This is a genomic window from Acinetobacter sp. 'aerobic (ED)' (assembly GCF_904886855.1).
Lineage (GTDB): Bacteria > Pseudomonadota > Gammaproteobacteria > Pseudomonadales > Moraxellaceae > Acinetobacter > Acinetobacter courvalinii.
On the sequence record NZ_CAJHGI010000001.1, the window covers coordinates 301,705 to 319,463 of the forward strand.

18 protein-coding genes and 1 pseudogene are annotated in these 17,759 nt (G+C 42.9%); 10 read left to right on the plus strand and 9 right to left on the minus strand.

The genetic code is table 11. The features are described 5' to 3' along the window. Positions 1-118: 118 nt before the first annotated feature. The 6 genes from JO943_RS01445 (at position 119) to JO943_RS01470 (ending at position 5,468) form a co-directional block, all read left to right on the plus strand. Entirely contained in the window at positions 119-742 is a 624-nt protein-coding gene (locus tag JO943_RS01445; protein WP_202739771.1) for a 2'-5' RNA ligase family protein, read from the plus strand. Between the two features lie 2 nt (positions 743-744). Next, a complete protein-coding gene (gene cobU, locus JO943_RS01450; RefSeq protein ID WP_202739772.1) occupies positions 745-1,263 on the plus strand; it encodes a bifunctional adenosylcobinamide kinase/adenosylcobinamide-phosphate guanylyltransferase in 519 nt (172 codons plus the stop codon). Between the two features lies 1 nt (position 1,264). Then, on the plus strand, positions 1,265-2,335 hold the full coding sequence (gene cobT / locus JO943_RS01455; protein WP_202739773.1) for a nicotinate-nucleotide--dimethylbenzimidazole phosphoribosyltransferase: 1,071 nt from the start codon (positions 1,265-1,267) through the stop codon (positions 2,333-2,335). Beyond that, on the plus strand, positions 2,325-2,930 hold the full coding sequence (locus tag JO943_RS01460) for a histidine phosphatase family protein (RefSeq protein WP_202739774.1): 606 nt from the start codon (positions 2,325-2,327) through the stop codon (positions 2,928-2,930). The genes cobT and JO943_RS01460 overlap by 11 nt, the downstream gene beginning before the upstream one ends. Before the next feature lie 111 nt (positions 2,931-3,041). Continuing rightward, entirely contained in the window at positions 3,042-4,625 is a 1,584-nt protein-coding gene (locus tag JO943_RS01465) for a histidine-type phosphatase (protein ID WP_202739775.1), read from the plus strand. A gap of 99 nt (positions 4,626-4,724) precedes the next feature. Continuing rightward, on the plus strand, positions 4,725-5,468 hold the full coding sequence (locus JO943_RS01470; protein ID WP_202739776.1) for an adenosylcobinamide-GDP ribazoletransferase: 744 nt from the start codon (positions 4,725-4,727) through the stop codon (positions 5,466-5,468). Positions 5,469-5,528: 60 nt separating this feature from the next. On the opposite strand, the gene JO943_RS01475 is transcribed toward JO943_RS01470, so the two are convergent. The 5 genes and pseudogenes from JO943_RS01475 to JO943_RS01495 form a co-directional block, all read right to left on the minus strand. Continuing rightward, positions 5,529-6,992: a PepSY domain-containing protein gene (locus JO943_RS01475; RefSeq protein WP_202739777.1), complete on the minus strand. Its 1,464-nt coding sequence runs from the start codon at positions 6,990-6,992 to the stop codon at positions 5,529-5,531. 3 nt (positions 6,993-6,995) lie between these two features. Continuing rightward, positions 6,996-9,107 (minus strand): annotated as a pseudogene (locus JO943_RS01480) (TonB-dependent receptor). Positions 9,108-9,182: 75 nt separating this feature from the next. Further along, the gene (locus JO943_RS01485; protein ID WP_202739778.1) at positions 9,183-9,686 is read right to left on the minus strand and encodes a hypothetical protein; all 504 of its coding nucleotides are present in this window, start codon (positions 9,684-9,686) and stop codon (positions 9,183-9,185) included. 128 nt (positions 9,687-9,814) lie between these two features. Beyond that, on the minus strand, positions 9,815-10,906 hold the full coding sequence (locus JO943_RS01490; RefSeq protein WP_005285707.1) for a 3-deoxy-7-phosphoheptulonate synthase: 1,092 nt from the start codon (positions 10,904-10,906) through the stop codon (positions 9,815-9,817). 118 nt (positions 10,907-11,024) lie between these two features. After that, positions 11,025-11,912, minus strand: coding sequence for a sulfite exporter TauE/SafE family protein (locus JO943_RS01495; protein WP_202739982.1), 888 nt, complete (start codon positions 11,910-11,912; stop codon positions 11,025-11,027). 214 nt (positions 11,913-12,126) lie between these two features. Between JO943_RS01495 and JO943_RS01500 the strand changes: the two genes are divergently transcribed. Continuing rightward, positions 12,127-12,501 carry a hypothetical protein gene (locus JO943_RS01500; RefSeq protein ID WP_202739983.1) on the plus strand — a complete coding sequence of 125 codons (375 nt, stop codon included), beginning with the start codon at positions 12,127-12,129 and terminating at the stop codon, positions 12,499-12,501. Between the two features lie 36 nt (positions 12,502-12,537). Continuing rightward, a complete protein-coding gene (locus JO943_RS01505) occupies positions 12,538-12,726 on the plus strand; it encodes a hypothetical protein (protein WP_202739779.1) in 189 nt (62 codons plus the stop codon). Between the two features lie 55 nt (positions 12,727-12,781). Here the strand turns inward: JO943_RS01505 and JO943_RS01510 are convergent, their stop codons facing one another. From JO943_RS01510 to JO943_RS01520, 3 genes are read right to left on the minus strand one after another with little or no spacing between them, the layout of a single operon-like run. Beyond that, positions 12,782-13,060, minus strand: coding sequence for a DUF1634 domain-containing protein (locus JO943_RS01510; protein WP_202739780.1), 279 nt, complete (start codon positions 13,058-13,060; stop codon positions 12,782-12,784). Beyond that, positions 13,057-14,616 (minus strand): PepSY-associated TM helix domain-containing protein, encoded by a 1,560-nt coding sequence (locus JO943_RS01515; RefSeq protein WP_202739781.1) that lies wholly within the window; start codon positions 14,614-14,616, stop codon positions 13,057-13,059. The genes JO943_RS01510 and JO943_RS01515 overlap by 4 nt, the downstream gene beginning before the upstream one ends. A gap of 2 nt (positions 14,617-14,618) precedes the next feature. After that, positions 14,619-14,912: a hypothetical protein gene (locus JO943_RS01520; protein ID WP_202739782.1), complete on the minus strand. Its 294-nt coding sequence runs from the start codon at positions 14,910-14,912 to the stop codon at positions 14,619-14,621. 248 nt (positions 14,913-15,160) lie between these two features. On the opposite strand from JO943_RS01520, the gene lpxB reads away from it, so the two are divergent. Further along, positions 15,161-16,339 (plus strand): lipid-A-disaccharide synthase, encoded by a 1,179-nt coding sequence (gene lpxB, locus JO943_RS01525; protein ID WP_009515397.1) that lies wholly within the window; start codon positions 15,161-15,163, stop codon positions 16,337-16,339. Positions 16,340-16,381: 42 nt separating this feature from the next. On the opposite strand, the gene JO943_RS01530 is transcribed toward lpxB, so the two are convergent. Continuing rightward, on the minus strand, positions 16,382-17,251 hold the full coding sequence (locus JO943_RS01530; RefSeq protein ID WP_005230343.1) for a DUF2797 domain-containing protein: 870 nt from the start codon (positions 17,249-17,251) through the stop codon (positions 16,382-16,384). Between the two features lie 38 nt (positions 17,252-17,289). On the opposite strand from JO943_RS01530, the gene JO943_RS01535 reads away from it, so the two are divergent. Beyond that, a complete protein-coding gene (locus JO943_RS01535; RefSeq protein WP_202739783.1) occupies positions 17,290-17,751 on the plus strand; it encodes a DUF6231 family protein in 462 nt (153 codons plus the stop codon). Positions 17,752-17,759: the final 8 nt, after the last annotated feature.

The following is a 17,759-nucleotide window of genomic DNA, read 5'->3' on the forward strand; positions in this document are numbered from 1 at the left end:
TGATTGACGTTATTCCTAATAAAAACTGGAACAATATTGAAAGAGATGTACAAATATTCCATTTTTTCCTAAGCTTATGTTTTAATCCTAGACTCTATATTCTTGACTGCATATTGTTGTGTTATTGCAATCCGCTACCCAAATATGTCCGACCATAGTTCGGGATTATCCTGAATGGCATCTGGGACGTTCAGACTATGCAATTTGGTATATTGAAGTTGATCAGCCCGAGCTAATTCAATATTTAGATGAAATTCAAACCCGGTTTTCAGACCTGCTTCTGCCGAAACAACAACGCCAATATCATATTACCTTATTCGTCTGCGGTTTCTTGCAGCCTGCTGTTAAACAATACAATGACGATTTTCAGATACAACAATTACAACAGCAGATCAAACTGCTTGAAGCCTTACCGCTCACAGCTTTTCAGCTGGAAATCGCACAGATCGATAGCTTTAGCAGTGCTTTGTTCTCACAGATCCAAGATCAGCAGGGCGTACTGGGCCAAATTCGTCAACAATTTGCTCAAGTCTCCGCAGAGATCGCAGCACTTGAATATTGTCCGCATATTACTTTAGGTTTGTATCGTGAAGCGTGGCCGATTGATAGAGTATTGCAGCGGATACAACAACTTCCGCTCAAAAGCATCAAGATTCAGGTCAAAAAACTGACTTTCGGCTATTATAAGGCACAGATTTTACAAGGATTACTGTATCCTTATCAGCAAATTGAACTAGGTTAGATATGTTGCAACTGATTTTAGGTGGGGCACGCTCAGGTAAAAGTCGTTTGGCAGAACAAATCGCCAAGGATTCGGGATTATCCGTTATTTATATGGCGACAGCGCAAGCCTTAGATGAAGAAATGCAGCAGCGGATTGCCCATCATCAACAACAACGTCCTGATCATTGGCAAGTGCTTGAAGAACCGATTTATCTTGCCGACCGGCTTTTGCAATTGGACCAGCCCAATCAGCTGATTTTGGTGGATTGTCTGACTTTATGGTTGACCAATCTATTGTTGGCTGAAGATCACGCCTTGCAGCAGCTACAGATGCAAAAATTATTCGAGGTCTTACCGCAACTCCACTCGCAAATTGTTCTGGTCAGTAATGAAACCGGGCTTGGGGTTGTACCGATGGGAGAAATCAGCCGCCGTTTTGTTGATGAAGCAGGGCGTCTGCATCAGACCTTGGGGCAACTTGCCAATAAAGTCATGTTTTGTGTGGCAGGCTTTCCAATGATTTTAAAAGATGAGAAATAACATGACTGAACAAGCACAATGGTTTTTAGCTGTAGTACAACAACCAGATTTAGATGCCAAACAACACGCTGAACAACGTCAACTGCAATTGACCAAACCTACAGGGGCTTTGGGGCAACTTGAGCAGCTAGCCATTCAATTGGCGAGCTTACAGGGCACGGGACATCCTCAGATTCAACAACCTTGGATTACCATTTTTGCAGGCGATCATGGGGTGGTTGCAGAAAATATTTCGGCTTATCCGCAAGCGGTAACCCGTCAAATGCTGCAAAATTTCGCCTCAGGCGGTGCAGCCATTAGTGTCATTGCCAAACATCATCATGCACATTTACAGGTTGTTGATTGCGGAACTGTAGGTGAAGCCTATGATTATGTCGGTGTTGAGCGGCATTGTATCCGTGCAGGTACTGCCAATTTTGCAAAGCAGGCTGCAATGACGGAACAGGAATGCTTAGCAGCCTTGCAACTGGGTAAAGACAGTGTTGACCGGGCCAAAGCTCAAGCTGCCGATATGTTTATTGCAGGTGAAATGGGGATTGGAAATACCTGTTCAGCTTCAGCACTGGCGTGTTTATTGTTGAATGAAGATGCCGCACAACTGACGGGTGTGGGGACAGGCATTACGAATCAACAGTTGCAACATAAAATCTCGGTTATTGATCAAGCAGTGAAACGACATCAAGCAGATGTTGCTGACGATGCTTTAAAAATCTTGGCTGCTGTTGGTGGTCTGGAAATTGCTGCAATGACGGGTGCTTATATCCGCTGTGCACAACTTGGTTTGCCAGGCGTGGTGGATGGTTTTATCAGCTCGGTTGCCGCTTTATGCGCGGTACGCATCCAACCGCAAAGTCGTGCATGGATGTTGTTTGGACATCAATCGGCTGAATATGGTCATCAGCGTGTGCTGAAAGCCTTAGAAGCTCAGCCTATTTTAAATATGAATTTGCGTCTTGGTGAAGGTAGTGGTGCCGGAGCTGCATTGTCGATGCTGCAACTGGCTTGCGTGTTGCATAACCAAATGGCAACCTTTGCTGAAGCTGCTGTAACAGGTGATAAAGTTGCACCTTGATTTACTGCGGCACGGTGAAACCACACTGAGCCATACCTTGCGTGGGCATCTCGATGATGCCTTGACTGAACATGGTTGGTTGCAAATGCAATCCACCATTCAGCAGTATCTTGATGCTCAGGTACACTGGGATGTGATTATCAGCTCGCCTTTGCAACGCTGCCAAAACTTTGCGGCAGCATTAGCCGAACAACTCGAATTGCCCTTATTACTCAAGGCTGAAATCAAGGAAATGTATTTTGGTGATTGGGAAGGCAGGTCCACTCAAATCATTTATGAAAATGAGCCTGAGTTATTGGCAAATTTCTGGCAATTTCCAACGCAATATCATGCGCCGAATGGGGAATCGTTGAATCAATTCCAGCAACGTGTCCTGCATGGTTTTAATGAAATTTATGTTCAAATGCAGCAACACAACTGGAACAAGGCATTGATTGTGACACATGGCGGGGTGATTAAGTTGCTGACTTGTCTGTCCCGTCAGCAAAAGCTGGATGATCTATTAACCATGCCCGCAGAGTTAGGCAAACTGTATGCTTTAAATCTAACTCAGGTTGACGCTCAACTTCATTTTTCTGAACGGATAGCAACTTAGTAGTCATAAAGTCTTATTTTATTTCCAGTATTTGCTTGGTTGATGTAATCGAACTGTCATTGCCACTGCCTATGATACAGGACAATTTCTTGAGCAATAAACTAATCATCCATGAAGATATTATTAAAAAGCAGTATGTTATGCACGAGTATTTTATTGGCAGCCTGCAATAACGATGACCAGCAACACAACCCGACATTCTCTGAAACCAGTATCCCATCAAAATATTATCAAACTAAAACCCCTTATCAGCCTCAGCAAGACCTAAACAAATACCAAGCGACTCCACCAGGCTTTCAGCCTGTATTTACTGAATTGGTTGCACGTCATGGTTCGCGCGGTTTATCCAGTATTAAATATGATTTAGCGTTGTATAACCTTTGGAAACAAGCCAAAGCTGAAAATGCACTCACACCTTTAGGTGAAAAGCTGGGGGCAGATTTAGAAAGCATGATGAAAGCCAATATTCTGCTGGGTTATGGGGTAGAGGGCATTCGTCAGTTTGGCTATGGTAACGAATCCATGACCGGTATTCAGGAGCATCGTGGAATTGCAGATCGCTTATTAAAACGCTTACCCGATCTATTTAAAGCTGCCTCGACCCAACCAGCTTCAATTTTAGTGCAAAGTTCAGGCGTAGACCGTGCGGTGGACAGTGCAAAGTTCTTTACTGCTGAACTGATTCAACAGCAACCACAATTAAAGACCCACCTCACCCCAATTTCATACACCAGTTTAGCCAGTAGTAGTGTGCCATCAATTGAAGATGGCGGGGTGGACCGTTTTAAGCTTTATTTTCATAGTTTGAATAAAGAACAAGATTTAGTACAGCCTTTATCAGCACAACAACAGGCCATTTACGATGCCAGTCAGGCGTATCAGCATTTTGAAGAAGATGATACAGATCTGGCCAATAAGCTGGATGAACTTGCGAAAAATAGTCGTGCTGAACAGGTGGCAAAGAGTGTATTAAATCCATTGTTCAAAGCAGAATTTATTCAAAAACTGGGAAGCACAGGCTATGTGTTTAGCAATACCGGTTCATATAGCGTCATTTCACCTAAAGGTGAAACCATCACTGAAAAAGGTAAGGGCAAAAATAGCATTGCCAGTGCCGTGGATGCTGCGGCCTATGTATATGAGTTATATTCAATATCAGGCAGTATGAAAACCGAACTGAAAGGTGTGGATTTTGATCGGTATATGCCTGTAGATGCAGCAAAATTTTATGCTGAATATAACGATGCCAATGATTTTTATAGCAAAGGGCCAAGTTTTACCGAATCGAACAGCGTCACCAGTGCAATTGCGCGGGGTCTAAAGCAGGACTTATTTAAACAAGTCGATGCGATTGTAGATCAGCAGCAAGCACATCGTGCAGTATTACGTTTTGCGCATGCCGAAATCATCATTCCATTGGCGACCAGTTTAGAGTTGCACAATATGATGCAACCTTTGCCTTTACGTCAAACCTATAGCTACAACAGCAGTACTTGGCGAGGTGAGGTGGTGTCACCCATGGCAGCGAATCTACAGTGGGATATTTATCAAAACAAGCAAGGTACAACCTTGGTGAAAATGTTCTATAACGAGAAAGAAACCTTATTTAAGTCGAGTTGTAACTACGCACGTTATAGCAACAACAGTTTTTATTATGATTATTTGAAGCTTAAACAATGTTATCAAATTCAATAATTTAAAATATTCAACCTTTTCATTTGGGAATCGCTTGCTATTCCCAATTTTATTTCTTCATAATTCAGGCATGAAAACCCGTTGTCATTGAGAGGTTGCATGACGCCTTTTTGGATTGCCTTGCAGTTTTTGACTGTTTTACCCATTGAACTCAAAACGATGCCAAGCGCAAAGCAGAATGGTCAGGCCATGCTGTTTTATCCTTTGGTGGGTGTATTACTTGGACTCATTTTGTTTGCATCTGCCATGTTATTGGCAAAACTTCCGATCATCTTGAGTGCAGCACTGATTCTCGTACTCTGGATTTGGCTGACCGGTGGCTTACATCTGGATGGTTTAGCGGATACGGCAGATGCATGGGTCGGTGGGTTTGGTGATCCTGAACGAACCTTGAATATCATGAAAGACCCTGCATGTGGCCCAATCGGGGTGCTGAGTTTAGTTGTGGTCTGCTTGCTAAAATTTGTGGCCTTATACGTTTTGCTTGAACAGCACATGGCTGCTTTTTTAATTGTCTTGCCCATGCTTGGGCGCAGTGTGCCGCTGTTTTTATTCCTCACCACACCTTATATCCGTGCTCAAGGCTTAGGGCGATCTATCACCGATTTTATGCTAAAAAAGCGACTTTGGATGGTTTTTGTCATTACAATTGCATTGCTTTGTATGTTTAAATGGCTTGGCTTAATTGCCTTGCTGTTTTTTTTATTGATACTTTTCTACTTGCGATCATTGTTTATTAAGCGAATTGGCGGGATTACTGGAGATACTGTAGGTGCTGCAATTGAGCTGGCTGAAACGGGTGTGCTCCTCAGTACTGTGATAGCCTCGTTCTATATCATTTAAAAAATTACTTGCCTGAAATGGCGTGATCCTGCCTAAAAAAGAAGGATCACTTGAGTAATATTAGCGTTTACGCAATTGAACTCGGAAACCAAGTACAGCGAGTAAGGCAACCAGTGCCGCGATCGTAGCCAGAATGATATCTCGAAGCGTTTTATCTATCGGTAGCCATGTCCATTTATGCAAATAAGCAAAACTAAAGCCTTCCAAAGCATCCTGTTGCGTGACCTGAGCTGCAATCACACCGCTGCTCGGTTCAATATACAGTCTGAGTTGATTCTCTAACCGAGTTTCAACCTTAATCACTGGTAGCCGTTTGTTGATAAACCCATATTCTCCAGCAAAACTTGTCACCCATGAGGCCTGTTGAACCTGTTCGGGTTGTAAAGCTAAATAGCTTGCGGCTAATTGTTTGCTTTGTTCAAGGATATCAAGCCTTTTCCCATGAGCAGCATCGACAAACTGAATCGCGGGAGCTGCTGTATGAGATGCGTGATGATCATGTACTTTGCTTGCCGCCGTCATGCTACCTTGTAAAGGGCTTTGTCCGATGGCTTGAATCATCCATGCAGCATGAATATGTGTCTGGTTAAAGGTGGTTGGAACCAGATCCAGACGCTGAATGGGCTGCTGAGAGACCTGCTGCCAAGCCTCAGTACTTAAATCGGCAGTATGGAACACCGGTTGAAGATTTTTTATATCAGGCTTTTTTTGCCAGATATGATAGAAACCACTGAGCACCCAAAGCAGAATAAATACGCTTAAACTGATGCCTAAATAACGATGTAGAAAGCGGACCGGTTTTTGCCCTAGACGGTGATTGCGCCGATTATGAATCTTAAAGAATAGGCCAATGCCCATAACAAGCATGCACAGTATGCCAATCAAGGCGATCTGCATGAGGAAAGCTTGGCCAGTCCAGGCCTGATCACCCCAGGTCCAGGTATGACCTAAGCGGAAGATTTTTGCCATCCACATCTTTTGATCATTAGACAGCGTGGCCAGTCGTGCTTGTGCAGGATCGACATAGGCACGTAAACCGTTCTGAAAATCAACACGCCAAACAGGCAGTAAACGATTGACGTTCGGATAATCATCACTGAATGCGGTGATGATTTGGCTGGATACAATTTCCTGTTGAGATAGACCTGTATACCAGCGTGCCAAACGCTCGGCATCTTGTTTTTCCGCATCACTCAGCAATTGGCCGGTCTGACTATCATAGTATTCCGCCATCTTTTGATTGGGCTGTAATATGCGATAGGCAATCTGCTGAGCTTCTAATTCAATCACCTGTAAGGCCGAAAATTGCGATATGTGATGTTGCTTCAGAACATCAGTTGCTGCTAGGGCGTGTGTTAAATCCAGTTGTTGAGGTGGCGGCATTCGTTTTACAGGCTGGGGTTGTGTTGCACTCATGATTGGATGCAACACACCTGTTAAAGACCAGAGTAAAACGAGAACGCCCAACACCATCCCAAAACTACGGTGCAATGACAGTAGTTTTTTCAGTTGTTTGGCATTCATTGCTTATTTCCCAAAATGGTAACTTAAACCTAATAAATAGGTGCGTGGTGCAGCCGGGGTATAACTGACCTGGTTATTACTAAACGACGTACTTTCCGCATAATGCTGATCTGTGGCATTGAGAATTTGCCCATAGATTTCATAAGCATTTTTACGGTAATTGGCACGTAGATTGAGCAAAGTATGACCATCGTACTTTTCCGTGTTGGCATCATTGATCCAGTAAGCGCCGACATAAACTGCTTCCGCAGAAAGCAATAGCTCAGGTATTGGCTTGATCTGATATTCAAGCGTACCAAATGTTTTCGGCGCACTTGGCATGGTGTTGCCGCTATAATCTAAAACACTCGACGGTTGAAACTGCTGATACTCATGTTTGGCCACACTGCCTGAGAGCTTTAAGCGCTGATCATATAAATCACTGAGCTTCCAGGTTCCTCCAATTTCAATTCCTTGATGTAAGGTTTTACCTGTGTTGCGTGGTTCGCGTGTGTTATCTGGCTTGGTATAGCTCATCACTTCATCTTCGCCTTCTAAGCGATATATGGTGATTTCACCATCTAAGCGATCATCCAGTAATTTAAAGCGCAGACCTGCATCGATATTATTAAATGTGGCTTCTTTCAAGTCCGGTGTGACCAGATTCGCCCCATATAAACTGCTGACTTCGGGTGGTACAAAACCTTGTGACCAATTGCTATAAAGGTCAATCGCAGGCGTCAGGTTCCAGACAAAACCGAGTTGAGGACTGGCTTTATGAAAATCGCGTTTCTCATTCGGTGCGCCTGTGGTTTTTGACGGAGTTAATTTGTTTTCATAGTCATAACTGATCCAGTCATAGCGTGCACCACCGACGAGATTTAAAGTCGGTAAAACTTGCCAATTGGCTTGTGCATAAACCGCCTGATTATTGACGTCTACATTAAAGTCACGTAAGCGCTGGCGTTGTTGATATCCGGTATACACCAAGCTATTCGGGTCACGAAATACTTGGATATCATTGGTTCTAGCTTGGTTGGGAGAATGCTCAGCCATCGCCCCAACAATCAGTTTGACCTGATCCAATGTTGCCGAATGCTGGGCATTTAAACCATAGGACTGAAAGGCGTTATAGGTGGTTTGTCCGCTATAGGTGCCAGTCGGTTTGCCATTTTTAACATCGGTACGGATGTTATAACTTGGGTTTTGCTCGGTAGTGTTGTCTCGATAATACAAGGTGACTTGGCTTTGTTGCTGATCATTCTATTGATGGTTAATTTGAGAAGAAAGCCGCGTAGCATCCACTTCACGATAGGTAAAGGTTTGATAGCTGTATCCTGGACGTTTGCGGTAATCATCCAGATTTAAGCTACCGGTCATATCCGCTTTTAAATGATTATAGCTGAAGATATTTTTGATTTGGGTGGTATCAGAGATGCGCCAGTCATGTCTGAGCGTCACACTCTGTTTATTGCTTTCAGCATGATCTTGCCAGCTATCACCACGATCACTGGCATAGGCTGAAACTCTTAACCCATGCTCGCCCCAGTCGCTATCAAAGCTATTGGATGCACCGATATCGACACGGCGATATCCTTCAGAACTGGCACTGATGCCAAGATCGGCCGTGGGCGTAGCACTTGGTGCTTTGGTGAGAAAATTAAGGGTTCCGCCAATCGCATTGCTGCCATATAAGCTACTGGCCGGGCCGCGTAAAATTTCGATGCTATCAATGCCCGCCAGATTTACTTCATATAAGGCATTGTGGTTAAACACACCCACAGGGCGAATCGAGACACCATCTTCTAGATATTGATAAACGGCTGCTGTGGTCATCGGTTGGCGAATGGACATCATATGCTGTTCATTGCCCAAGTCGTTCATTAACACACCTGGAGTTTGATTCAGCACCTGTCCAATAAAGGTTGCATGTTTATCTTCGATGTCCTTGCTGTTAATTTTACTAATCGCAGCAGGGGTATTATTAATCGATTCACCTTCACGACTTGCGGTGACCACAATGGTGGCTAAGGTTTTGGTGGTCTCAGAAGGCGAAGTTTCAGCAAAAGCAGCGGAACTATAGCCAACAGACAGGCATGCAGCCGTTAATACAGACAAACGGAATTGAGTATTCATGTTGAACTCTATAAAAAAAGCAAGAACTAAGGACGTACCAACGTTATTTACGGGGCACGAAGTAAAATTTGCGATTTATAAAGCGAGTGGCGGGGCTTGTTTGATTGGAAAAATATAGAGGATGCGGGCGATGTGCAGATCTTCTGTCCACGAATGGCACAGGCTGCGAACGCGACTGAACCAAGCCAGTAGAAATATAATAATGAATGCAATCAGCGGGACGATCGCAGCAGCATCGAGGCCATGGGAACATAAAGGACAATGCTTCATGATCTGGCTTGCAAGCGCAAAAACTTGCTGTGCATATTCACTCAGTTGGGCATGTTTTGCATGCTGGAGCTGCGGTCCGTGATGCATGTCGTGCATGCTGTGTTGATGATGACCGGAATGGGTTTGAGACATCAACGAGACATTTTGTATTTCTGTGACCTGGCAATGGCTTGGCATTGCATAAAGTGCAGGTACGATGCCTGTATGGACCATCGTTGGTAAGAAGATATGCCAGAGTAAACATAGCAAAGTCACCGCGCCAAAATAGGCACGCCACTTAAGCAAATGTTGACGAAAACTGGACTTCATATCAGCGATACGTCGTAGGAGAAATGTGGCTGCAGTATAATGAAAATAAGAGCTTAGTTCAAAACATATCCGTGTAGTTCAAAACAAAAAACAGGCTCATAAGAGCCTGTTTTACATCTATTTAAAGATTAACGATTAGGTAAAACATCTTTTAATGCTTCATGCATTTCGAGTAGGGCTTTTTCTGTAGTTTCCCAGTCAATACAGCCATCAGTCACTGATTTACCGTATTCAAGGTCAGATAGGTTTTCAGGAATATCCTGACGACCACCTTTTAAGTGACTTTCAACCATAATACCAACAATGGATTTGTTACCATCCAGAATTTGCTCTGTAATGTTTTTCAACACCAAAGGCTGTAAGTAAGGGTCTTTGTTTGAGTTGGCATGACTGGTATCAATCATGATCTTGTTGCTGACTTTGGCTTTTGCCAAAGCTGCTTCAGCTTCTGCAACAGATGTTGCATCATAGTTCGGCTTGCCATTACCACCACGTAATACCACGTGTGCATAAGGGTTGCCTTTGGTATTGATAATCGCAACCTGACCATTTTCATTCAGGCCCAAGAAGCTGTGACCATGTTTAACTGACTGCATCGCATTGGTTGCAACGGTTAAGCCGCCATCAGTACCATTTTTGAAGCCGACAGGAGAGGAAAGGCCAGAAGACATTTCACGGTGAGTCTGGCTTTCAGTGGTACGTGCGCCAATCGCAGACCATGAAATCAAGTCTTGATAATATTGTGGTGAGTTCGGATCAAGTGCTTCCGTCGCGCAAGGTAATCCTTTTTCATTCAAATCAATCAATAAGCCGCGACCAATATGCAAGCCTTTTTCAATATTGAAAGAGTCGTTCATGTCAGGGTCATTGATTAAACCTTTCCAACCTACTGTGGTACGCGGTTTTTCAAAATAAACACGCATCACCAGATATAAGGTATCTTTTACTTTTTCGCTCAGGACTTTCAGGCGATCAGCATATTCATGTGCAGCTTTAGGATCGTGGATTGAGCATGGGCCAATCACGACAAACAAACGTTTGTCATTGCCATCTAAAATGTTGCGTACAGTTGCACGTCCTTGTAACACAGTTTGAGACGCAGCCTCAGATAATGGAAGATCAGCTTTCAATTCTGCTGGTGTAATCAGCGTTTGAATGCTTTTAATGTTTACATCATCGATATCGGGCTGAGAAACTGGATTTGACTGTAGAGTATTCATTGCTGTCACAAATTCAATCGAAAAAAGAGGTTATTTTGTCTGCGAATATAGCATGAAATGCCGACCGGTTAACTAGCAATAACGATAATTTATGCAGAAAGCAGCGGCATTTGTTCGCTTAAACAATTGTTGTTGAATGACTTGTCTGCTGTACAACGACAGCCTGATGCGTCTCAACTGGCTTCGGTTTGGTTTTTACCGGGTTCACAATAAAGTTCACGCCCAAAGCAAATAAGGTAATCCCTAAAATTTTACGAATCAGTCTTTCTGGCATCCGTGAGCTGATTAAAGTCCCGACAATAATGGCCGGGATCGAACCGACCAATAACCACGTCAACAGGCTAAAGTCGACATTACCTGAAGACATGTGGCTAAGGCCTGCAACTGCTGTCAGTAATACCGCATGAACCACGTCAGAACCAATGATACGGATCATGGGTAAATTCGGGAACATCAGGACCAATGCCATGATACCAAAGGCACCGGCACCCACGGATGACAGGGTAACAAAGATACCTAATACGATTCCCATAATGACAATGTAATGACGTTTGTGTTGCAAAGCATGTTGCTCGCTTTCCATATTCGCTTGCTCACGGTTACGGAAACGGTCAAACAGCTTTTCAATTTTTGCACGGAAAACAATTGAAATACCCGTCAACGTCAACATAAAGCCCAAGACCATGGTCAGCACAGCTTTATAATGCGTTGATTGGCTTAAGTAATGTTCGAGTACCCAAGACGTCGCAAATGATGCAGGAATACTGCCTAAGGCAAGCCAGAGGACAATAGGCCAGACAATATTCAGTTTTTTGGCATGAACAACTGAACCGCAGAATTTAGAGATTGAGGCATAAAGTAGATCGGTACCAATGGCAATATGAGGTTCGATCTTAAACAGACTGATCAGGATAGGGGTCATGAGTGAACCACCGCCGACACCTGTGATACCGACACAGAAGCCAACCAATACCCCAGCCATAATAAATTCTATAGGACCAAACATCGACAATATGCCTAAATATGCAAAAATCAGCATATCTTATGCTTTTTTGAGATAACTCGTTGTGATGAATAATGATTTGCTTATGCAAAAAAAAGCTAAAGAAAGCTAATTTTCTAGTTTTTAGGCCATCTTTATGCTGATCAGCTTGCGTTCTGAACTGCGAGTGGTTTATTTTGAGATTTATACACGGATTGTATGTTTGATCATTTCGCTTATGTCTATTTTCATTCGAAGTCTTATTTCATTGCTGATTGCTATGGGTTTAATCACCAATAGCTATGCGATGGCTGTGTCTATGAATGAGGTGAATCAACCTGTCGTAGAGCACGTCATTGCAAATCACGATGCAATGTCAGATTGTGGAATGTCTAGGATGACGGAGCATGACCGGATGGACAGTGGCAAAATGGATACATCACACTGTCAAAAGAGTCTGTGCTGTGTTGCTGCAACATTTGAATACAGCCATCATTCCATTGAACGAAGCATACAATCCATTAAAACAGCAAATTCAGCCTATGTAGATCAATTGACTTTAGGCATTTATCAGTTACCTTATCGCCCTCCAAATCATGTCCTGTTTTTATAAATTCAAATTTCTTATTTTTATTTCAAGGACATGACCATGTTTAATATTAAAACCGTATTGCTTTCAACACTATTATTGGCCACGACTGTACCTGCTTTTGCTGCAAGTGATTGCTGTAAAGAAAAACAGGCCACCACAAAAAAAGATTGCTGTGAAAAGATGAAATGTTGTGATGACAAAGATAAAACGGCTGCTCAGCAAGAGCATAGCCATCACGGGCATTAATTTTTAGCCCTAACGCTATCCTTGGCAAAAGTTAAGGATAGCTGTTGTATCAAGATTATTTAAATTTTTTAGCCGGTTTAAGCTCATTAACCCACAACACCAATAAAAAAGTGACGGGGGTCGCGAAGATCCACCAACTGATAAAGCCAATGGAACTGCCATAGGTAAAGCAGAGCAAACTACCTGCAGTCAAGAAGCAGGCATAAGCTAAGACTCTCAACTGGGTTTTATAGCGAATGAAAACCTGTTGTTTGGCTTTAGTGATTTGCTTAGCGCTACATTTATACAGCAATAACATCCCGATCAGGGTCAATACAAGGCTCAACAGAATCATGCGTTGACCTCTTGTTGTTTCGCTAACTTGGTTTTGATTTTCTGGGCAGATTTGGCTTGAATCGGCTGAATATTTCTAAAAATAAACATGGCAAATAGGGCACAGACCAGTAGGAATAAATCAATCCGTAGAAATAGCCAGTAACTTGGCCAATCCGTAATGAGCTGGTGATTGATTAGATAAATCAGGTTATAGATCGGTAGAAGCAAGGCCACTAATCCAAACATGAAAATCTGTGATTTCCATAAATATTGCTTTTGGGTGAATAAGGCGATGATAAAGCTTAATCCCCATACGCTAAAAAACGTATAAATTTCATAATTGGGTGAGGTGTTGCTCACCTGTACAAAGCGATTGGCAAATAGATAGCCCAGCATTGCGGTTGGAAGACCGACAAAAGCTGCAATATTTAAGCGATCCACCAGATAGTAGCCCAAATGGAATTGATCCGATTTATTTTGAATCTGACGTTTTAAGCTCCATAACAATAGGCCAGACGCAATCATCAAACAACCTAAAATGCCTGAACAGAAGAAAGCAAAGCGTAATAACGGTTGTGCAAACGTCGCCATATGCAGCCCATAAACACCCGCATTTAAGGTTGCAACCGTACTTTCATTTCGGGTATTGGCCAATATCTTACCCTGTCCATCAAAGGTAATTTGTGCCTGATTCAAGGTAATCGAACGATCTTCCAATTGTTTAAAGGTAATGATGGCCTGGTCTGTATTAGGATTTTTGACCTCAATGGATGCTAAGGCTTGATCTCCCCATTGTTGTTTAACTTGTTCTAATACAGTGCCAATCGGCAACATCTCCGCCTTTTGCGGTTCAGCTTGATGAGGCGTGCTTTTTTCCGTGGTTCGAATCTCGGTAAAGTATTGAAAAGGATTGTCTGGATAAAGTTTCTGCATGCCCCACGGCAAATACAGATAAAAGAAAATCGCCAATCCGGTAAAGGTAATGGTCAGGAAAAAGGGTAGTGCCAGTACCGAACACACATTATGAAAGTCCAGCCAGGAACGCTGCGATTTAAAGGTTCTGAGGGTAAAGAAATCGGTAAAGATCTTTTTATGGGTAATGATGCCAGAGACCAAAGCGATCAGCATAATAAAGGCAGCAAGACAGGCAATCAGCCGTCCAGCCATAATAGGAACACCATACAGTTGAAAATGGAAGTTATAGAAGAAATCCCCGCCTTGGGTTGCCGACAATTTTAACTCTTGCCCGGTATTGGCATCCAGACTACGGCTTTCATAAGCCCCACTGACTTGTTGCCAGTACATTTTATTGACCGGTTCTTCGTGATTGGCCACCTTGAGATACCATGATTTGGCATCTCCCGCATGCGTTTGCAGATAATTGGCCGCTGTAGTGATGGCGGTATCCTGATTGACTTGAACCTGCGCCAGTTGCGGTTGCATCCACAAATTAATCTGGTGACGATAGTATGAACTTGTTCCCATTAAAAAAATAGCAAACAAAAGCCAGCCAAAAATCAGACCCGTCCACGCATGTAACCATGCCATTGATTGGCGAACACCTTTATTTTGCATTTTTAATTTAAACCCACAGATAAGCCAAACATAGCGCCGGTCAACACCAGACTGGTCAAGCTGAGTTTCCACAGCGAATGTGCGCAAAAACTCAGAATGATAAAGCCCAGATAAAACAGAATCGAAATAAATGCGGCTAGATAGATTGCTTCTGCCTTGTCTAATATGTGGCTAAATAATGCGCCGAGTCCGAGGCTTAAATACATCATGCACAGATAACCCACCACAAAGCTCAGTACAAAGCGATAAAAAATGCTCAGTCGGTAGACAAGCGAAACAGATGCAGATTTAGCCATAACAGGTCTTGAAGCAAAAGGAGAGAGAAATAAATCACATATGGAAATGATTCTTGTTTATATTAAGTCTTCGTTCCATCTCAATCAATTCTTCATTCATCGTAAATCTAGATTGTGTTTTTAATAATAAATGTCATCTTAGATCAGAATTGATTTTCACCAATCATGAACAATTTGCATGGTTTGGGGTGATTCGATGTAAAATCATTCTGTTAGAATCTTTTAAACATTTCTGTGGGGCGTGGGTCTTGTTAAAGCAAAAACTAAAAATTGGTATCGTGGTGGGGGAAGTTTCTGGAGATACTCTAGGCGTGAAACTCATGCGCAGTTTTCGCGAACAAGGCATCGATGTCGAATTTGAAGGGATTGGCGGCCCACAAATGATTGCGGAAGGTTTCCATAGTTATTATCCCATGGAAATCCTGTCGGTCATGGGAATTGTGGAAGTTCTCAAAGACCTGAAAAAATTATTTGCTGTGCGTGATGGTCTGGTCGAACGCTGGAGCGAGCATCCGGTTGATATATTTATTGGTATTGATGCGCCAGATTTTAATTTACGTTTGTCCAAAACCATTAAAGAAAAGAATTTACCGATAAAAACCGTGCAATACGTCAGTCCATCGGTGTGGGCATGGCGTCAAGGCCGTGTACATGGGATTAAACGCAGTATTGATCTGGTTCTTTGTTTATTTCCATTTGAGAAAACCTTTTATGAAAATTATGAGGTTGCCGCTGCATTCGTCGGGCATCCTTTGGCGAAACAATTACCGTTAAAAAATCCAATTGCAGAAGCCAAACATCAACTGGGATTATCGGCACATAGCACCCACATTGCGTTATTACCGGGTAGCCGCCGTGGTGAGATTGAACGATTACTGCCGCTATTGACGGGTGCTGCAGAAATCCTGCATCGCAAGCATCCTGAGCTCGAGTTTTTAATTCCTGCAATTAATGATGCGCGCAAGCATCAGATTGAACAGGGCATTCAAAATCTAGATGCGAGCCTGAAAGCTAAAATTCATGTGCTGGAAAATAGCGACGCAGAATCCAAGATTGGCCGTATGGTCATGAATGCCAGTGATATCGTGGCATTGGCTTCTGGTACGGCAACACTTGAAGCAATGCTATTGCACCGTCCAATGGTGACTTTTTATAAGTTGAACTGGTTGACCTATATCATTGCCAAATTGCTGGTCAAAATTCCCTATTATTCTTTGCCCAACATTATTGCCGGCAAAAAAGTGATTGAGGAGCTGATTCAGGCTGACGCAACACCTCAGCATTTAGCCACTGAAATTGAACGTCTTATGGATCATGAAACGGCGCATATTCAGATGATGCAACATTTAAGCATGCATAAGCAGTTGATCTCGGGGAATACCGAGGATCCGGTACAGGCAATTTTGAACTGTTTAAAAACTGGATAAACAAAAAAGGTGGCAATCAAGCCACCTTTTTTATAGTGCGGATTATGCGCGAAGAATGAGCTCATAGCCTGTGTACTTACGGATATTGATCACCCCAATATCCATTAATAAATACTGGCCTTTGATGCCTTGCAATACACCACGAATTTTAGGCGTTTTATCCAGATTCAGCGATTTAATCTTTTCAGGATAAGCTTCGACTGGATAAATGAATTCCTGCTGTTTTTCGTTCTCCAAAAACTCCAGATTTTCATTGAACTCAAGATTCTGGTTAAACTCCTCACGAATACTTTGAATCTTTGGTGCAAATTCTTCCAGAATCTGGTCACGTTTTTCAATCAGGTTTAAGGGTTCAGCTTCCCCTTTAAGGAGTTTACGCCAGTCGGTTTTATCTGCAATCTGGGTACCAAACAAGGTTTCCAGATGACCAGACAGGCGGCGCGATCCGACTTTTAAAATCGGTAGCGCCTGAGTTGCACCCTGATCCAGCCAGCGGGTCGGCATGTTGACGATACGGGTGATGCCGATTTTCAAGGCGCTGGAGTTGGCTAAATACACGATATGCGGCTGGAAGCAAACGCTATGGGCAAACTCATCTTCACGGCAGGTGCCCAAGTGATAATGGCAGGTTTCTGGCTTCATAATGCACAAGTCGCATTCGGCCTTGGTTTTAAAACATTTAAAACAATGTCCTTGTGAATAAGACTTCGGTGTTTTTGAGCCGCACGAGGTACAAAAGATATTACCGGTCCATTCGATCTCGATTTCCTGTCCTAACACAAATGGTAGGTCAGTTTCTGTACGATCTAATATAAATTTATATTCAACATTTGCCTTGCTTGTTGATTGATCAGTTACACTATGCGTTTTGAGCGCTGCATGCATTTTATGACAAATGCCTTGTAGTTCCATGAATAAACTCTCATCTTTCTCAATCAAGGGTTGCAGTTATGGCTGAACAAAATGTCATCACTTCTATGCTAGACGATTTATCTCAAGAACAGCCCATTCATACTGCACTTTGTATCGGTCAGCAGATTGACCAAAATGCTTCAATTCAATGGCATTATTTTAACGTAACTGACTTTTTAAGTCTGCCATTTACGCAACGTTATGATTTAGGTTTTGTATTATTTGATACAGAAGAAATGCAAAATCTGACCGAAACGCAAAAAGCACAGCTGTTGGTGAAGTTACGTGACCTGATGGCAAAGCGAATCGTGGTGGTGAGCAAGCGTGAAGATGAAAAGCTGTTACGTTCGCTCGGGTTTACCCAACTGATTGATAAGACGACGCATGACAATGACTTTGCACTGTGGCAATTTAATATCCTGACTTATAAGCATGTGCCGGACTGGTTCAATTCCAAATTCTGGGCCAATCCGGAAAACTGGGATAAATTCCGCTGGTAAATGACCAA